This is a genomic window from Thiolapillus sp. (genome assembly GCF_048562965.1).
Taxonomy (GTDB): Bacteria; Pseudomonadota; Gammaproteobacteria; order Chromatiales; family Chromatiaceae; genus Thiolapillus; species Thiolapillus brandeum_A.
In genome coordinates, this window is sequence record NZ_JBHNMF010000251.1 from 1 (window position 1) to 4792 (window position 4792).

The following is a 4792-nucleotide window of genomic DNA, read 5'->3' on the forward strand; positions in this document are numbered from 1 at the left end:
GGTGACCAGGACGGCTGGGGCACAAATAGGTTGTCAAAGGCCGAGTCGATTTTGGGGACTGGGATGTCCCAAAATCTATCACGAGGCCGAAGACACGCTTGTGGAGACAGTCTGTTCGTGGCCAGAGACAATCGCCGCACCAGCAGTGAATACGCCTCATCTCTGATCGCCGGAGCGTTGGCATCCGGGTGTAATGTGGTGGATCTGGAAGTGGCTCCCATGCCTCTGTTGTCCTTCGCAGCACGTATGGCATCCAGCGTATCCGCCGTGATGATCACGGGTGGGCACAGTCCTGCTGAATTCAACGGCTTTAAGATTATTGTGGATGGCAAGCCGCTTGCACAGCCACAGCTGTTGGAAATACGTGAGCGTATCCTCAGCGGCAATTGCCGCCAGGGTGTGGGGAGTCTGTCCTCCAAAGACATGCGCAGTGAATATATTCATGCGGTCTCTGAGGATGTGCAACTCGTCGAGGGCATGAAAGTCGTGCTGGATTGTGGCAACGGAATTGCCGGCTCGCTGGTGGTACCGCTGCTGGAAGGGCTGGGTTGTGAAGTCATCGAACTCTTCTGCCAGCCCGAATCCGCTTATTCCAATCACCTGCCAGATCCTTCGAATGTCGAGAATCTTACTGTCCTGAGCAAAGAGGTAGTGGCCCATGAGGCGGATATCGGTGTTGCGCTGGATGCCGACGGCAACGCTCTGGCGATCGTGGATGAACAGGGCAAAGTGATCGCCGCGGATGAACTGATCATGAAGCTCGGCAGCGACATTATACGGCGTCATCCGGGAGCGGATGTCATCTATGATGTTGCCTGCAGCGCCAATTTGCCGGCAATGATTCTCGCCAGTGGCGGCCGTCCCATCATGTGGAAGACCGGTCATGCCGAACTGCAGCAGAAACTGATGGAAACCGGTGGCATGCTCGCCGGCGAGATGTCGGGACATATCTACATACAGGAGCGCTGGTTCGGTTTTGACGACGGCATGTATGCCGCAGCAAGACTGCTGGAGATACTGTCCCTGGAGTCCATGCCTGTTTCCGAGGCTTTTGCGGAATACCATTCCGCATTCGCCACGCCGCTGCTGCAGGTGGACACACCTCCCGGCCGGGCGCGTCAGATCGTGGCGGCCATGAAGCACCAGGGCGATTTCGGGGATGCGGATGTGGTCGAACTCGATGGCCTGCGCGTGGAATACGGCGATTCCTGGGGGCTGGCGCGCGCCTCCAACACCCAGCCATCACTGATTCTGCGTTTCGAAGCGAGCAACGAGGAAGCCCTGCTGCAGATTCAGGACAGATTCCGCACCCTGCTGACCCAGATTGCCCCGGAACTGCCCCTGCCATTCTGATGTTATAATCCGGCCCTTCTCCATCCGAGTTCAACCCAGAGAAGCAGACACTCATGAGCCTGACGCCAGATGCCGCCACCAATGTGGCTCGCGTGCTTTCCGAAGCATTGCCCTACATACGCCGTTTCCGCGACAAGACGGTGGTGATCAAGTACGGTGGCAATGCCATGGTGGATGCGGAGCTGAAACAGAGTTTTGCCCGCGACGTGGTGCTGATGAAGACGGTTGGCATCAATCCCGTGGTCGTGCATGGCGGTGGTCCGCAGATCGGCAATCTGCTCGAGCGCCTGGGCAAGGAAAGCCAGTTTGTCAGCGGTATGCGGGTAACCGATTCCGAAACCATGGATGTGGTTGAAATGGTCCTGGGCGGGCTGGTCAACAAGGAGATCGTCAACATGATCAACCGTCATGGCGGCTCTGCTGTAGGGCTGACAGGCAAGGACGGCGATCTGATCCGGGCACGTAAACTGACCATCGCCTCTACGGACGATACCGGTGGCACAAATTCCATCGATATCGGTCATGTGGGTGAAGTGGAGAGCATCGATGTCTCAGTGGTGGATATGCTGGTGCACGGCAACTTCATTCCCGTCATTGCGCCCATAGGCGTAGGTGAAGACGGTCATTCCTACAACATCAACGCAGACCTGGTGGCCGGCAAGGTGGCAGAAGTGCTGCGTGCCGAAAAACTGATCCTGCTCACCAATACCAAGGGGTTGCTGAGCAAGGAAGGTGATCTGCTCACCGGCTTGTCGACGGCGCGGGTGGATGAACTCATCGCCGACGGAACGATTCACGGCGGCATGCTTCCCAAGATACGCTGTGCACTGGAAGCGGTGCGTGGTGGCGTCGTTTCATCCCACATAATCGATGGCCGGGTGAAACACGCTGTGATGGTGGAGCTGTTTACCGACGAAGGCATCGGGACGCTGATCCGTTGAAGGATCGCAATCGCAAGCAGGATATCCTGGAAGCCCTGGCCAGGGAACTGGAGAGCAGGCCCGGCGCACGCATTACCACGGCCAAACTGGCAGAGGCTGTGGGTGTCTCCGAGGCTGCCCTGTACCGACATTTTCCCAGCAAGGCGCGCATGTTCGAGGGGCTGATCAGTTTCGCCGAGGACGGCATATTCACGCGTATCAACCAGATCCTCGAAGAAGACCGGGAAACCCGCCAGCGCAGTGCGCGCATTCTTTATCTGATGCTGGCATTCGCCGAACGCAACCCGGGTATCGTGCGCGTGTTGCTGGGTGATGCGCTCATGGGTGAGCATGAGCGGTTGCATGACCGCATCGAAGCTTTCTTCGGGCGACTTCAGACCCAGTTGCGGCAGGTGCTGCGCGAATCACAGATGCGTGAGGATATCCAGCTGGCAGTCACGCCGGAAGCCGCCGCGGAAATGCTGGTTGTCTATGTGGAAGGCCGCATGCGCCAGTTTCTGCGCACCCGCTTTCAGACCACGCCGCTTTCCAACTGGGAAGCGGAGTGGCGCATACTCGACGCCGGTATTTTCGGCTGATTTCCCGCGCTATTTCTTGCCCAGTACGCTGCTCCGGAATCCTTCCCGAATCTTGATTGCCTCTGGGCGTTTGCACCAGGTGTCGGTGGCCAGCTCCTTCTTGCACTGAATATCGAGGAAGATGATCTCCTGCTGATCCTTTTGCGGGCGCAGCCTGGACGCCGTAATACTCAGATCCTCATTGGTCTTCGGTGGCTGAGTGATGAAGATGGTGTCCGAATCCACATACACTCGTGTGGTGGCGTACTTCTTGGCGTAAGCCTTGGCCCTGGTCCACAGCTGGTCGCAGTGCGCCTTGTCTTTGCAGCGGATGACAGTCTTTACGATGGCATCATCCTTCTTTTGTTCTTTTTCGGCCTGCATTTCCGCACGGGTTGCAGCCTTGAGCTTGGACAGCTTGCGGAAACGCTGCAAATCACTGGCGTATTTGTTGCGGATGGTGTTCTTGTCTTTTTCCTGGCGCAGAATGGACTCGTAGCTGTCATTGATTTCCTGACGGGTATTGTCGATTCCCGTTTGCATCTGCTTGGGGATCTTCCTGCCCTTGCGCTCCAGATTGGCAGCTTTCCGCTTGTAGTTGGAAAGACGCTCCTTGAGACAGGTAATGTTGGTGTAGGTAATGCGGATCTGTGAATCGATGGTTGCCAGCTTGCCGTCCCGGGCAAGAATGATGTCATCCTCACTGCGGTAGGTATTCAGCAACACCCTGTCTCTGGCTTTCTGTTCATCGATCTGGCGCTGGGTTTCCTCGCGGAGTTTTCTCACCCGTTCTTCTTCGGCGATTTCTTCCGGGGTTTTGGCGCGACCTGTCTTGTTGATGACCAACCCGCGGCTATTCAGATTTTCATGGGGTTTCTTTACGGCTGCCGGCGGCAGTTTGTCGGAGTATTGCACGTTGCCGTCTTCATCTACCCATTTGTAGAGCTTGGCACTGACGGGCTGACTGATTGCAATCAGCAAAACGAGGAAAACATGGATACGCATAGACATACTGCCTTAAGATAAACGTTCGCTTAGGATAATCAATTTGAAAGGAAAATACACCTGAATGGACCAGTTGTTGCTGTTTTTTGTGTCCCTCATAGCAAACCTGTTTTCCGCCTTCTCAGGTGGTGGTGCAGGACTGCTGCAACTGCCGGTATTGATTTTTCTCGGACTGCCCTTCGGTGTGGCCCTGGCGACACACAAGGTGGCTTCCGTGGCGCTGGGGGTAGGCGCCACCATAAGACACATGCGGGAAAGTACGCTGGAACGCAGGTTCACGCTTTTCATGCTGATGACTGGTCTGCCCGGTGTGGTTGTCGGAGCCAGCGTCATTTTGCATGTGCCCGGTCGCGTGGCGGAGATCGCGCTGGGTTGCCTGACGCTGGGGCTGGGCCTGTATTCCGGCAGCAGGAAAAGCCTGGGACAGAACTACCTGCCCAGCCACCGGGACCGCTCGGGCATGGTGACCGGTGGGATCGTGCTGTTCTGCCTGGGGATACTCAACGGTTCCCTGACTTCCGGTACCGGGCTGTTCGTGACGCTGTGGCTGGTGCGCTGGTTCGGTCTGGACTATAAGCGGGCTGTCGCCTACACCCTAGTGCTGGTGGGCCTGTTCTGGAATGGTACAGGTGCCCTGACCCTGGGTATGCTGGGCAGCATCAAATGGGACTGGCTGCCGGCCCTGCTGGCCGGTTCGTTGCTGGGCGGATACGGTGGTGCGCACCTTGCCATCCGGCAGGGCAACCGCTGGATCAAGCGGGCTTTTGAAGTAATATCGATTCTGGTGGGCATAAAACTCATCATCGGCTGATCATCTGGTTGTAGAATACGGATGGTGCCGAAGGGCATGGTTTATCCAACCAGACCAGTGAAAACCTGGAGAACAAGAATGAATCTGCATGAATATCAAGCCAAGGCGCTGTTTACCGAATATGG

At 56.6% G+C, this 4792-nt stretch carries 5 protein-coding genes; 4 read left to right on the forward strand and 1 reads right to left on the reverse strand.

The features are described from left to right. Positions 1–63 precede the first annotated feature (63 nt). Genes ACOCD2_RS12450 through slmA form a run of 3 tightly spaced genes read left to right on the forward strand, consistent with a single transcriptional unit; the run spans position 64 to position 2872 of the window. A complete protein-coding gene (locus tag ACOCD2_RS12450; protein ID WP_293647158.1) occupies positions 64–1353 on the forward strand; it encodes a phosphomannomutase/phosphoglucomutase in 1290 nt (429 codons plus the stop codon). Positions 1354–1406: 53 nt separating this feature from the next. Next, positions 1407–2294 carry an acetylglutamate kinase gene (gene argB / locus ACOCD2_RS12455; RefSeq protein ID WP_293647160.1) on the forward strand — a complete coding sequence of 296 codons (888 nt, stop codon included), beginning with the start codon at positions 1407–1409 and terminating at the stop codon, positions 2292–2294. Continuing rightward, positions 2291–2872, forward strand: a complete 582-nt coding sequence (gene slmA, locus ACOCD2_RS12460; protein WP_293647162.1) for a nucleoid occlusion factor SlmA — start codon at positions 2291–2293, stop codon at positions 2870–2872. Before argB ends, slmA begins: the two co-directional genes overlap by 4 nt. A 9-nt stretch (positions 2873–2881) precedes the next feature. Here slmA and ACOCD2_RS12465 read toward each other — a convergent pair whose 3' ends face one another. Next, complete coding sequence (locus ACOCD2_RS12465; RefSeq protein WP_293672594.1) at positions 2882–3856, reverse strand: DUF4124 domain-containing protein; 975 nt, start codon at positions 3854–3856, stop codon at positions 2882–2884. A gap of 64 nt (positions 3857–3920) precedes the next feature. Between ACOCD2_RS12465 and ACOCD2_RS12470 the strand changes: the two genes are divergently transcribed. Beyond that, a complete protein-coding gene (locus tag ACOCD2_RS12470; protein WP_293647166.1) occupies positions 3921–4667 on the forward strand; it encodes a sulfite exporter TauE/SafE family protein in 747 nt (248 codons plus the stop codon). Positions 4668–4792 lie beyond the last annotated feature (125 nt).

Excerpts from the sequence above, each read along its gene's own strand:
- ACOCD2_RS12465 (WP_293672594.1), bottom strand. The coding sequence starts at position 3,856 with ATGCGTATCCATGTTTTCCTCGTTTTGCTGATTGCAATCAGTCAGCCC.
- argB (WP_293647160.1), top strand. The coding sequence starts at position 1,407 with ATGAGCCTGACGCCAGATGCCGCCACCAATGTGGCTCGCGTGCTTTCC.
- ACOCD2_RS12470 (WP_293647166.1), top strand. The coding sequence starts at position 3,921 with ATGGACCAGTTGTTGCTGTTTTTTGTGTCCCTCATAGCAAACCTGTTT.
- ACOCD2_RS12450 (WP_293647158.1), top strand. The coding sequence starts at position 64 with ATGTCCCAAAATCTATCACGAGGCCGAAGACACGCTTGTGGAGACAGT.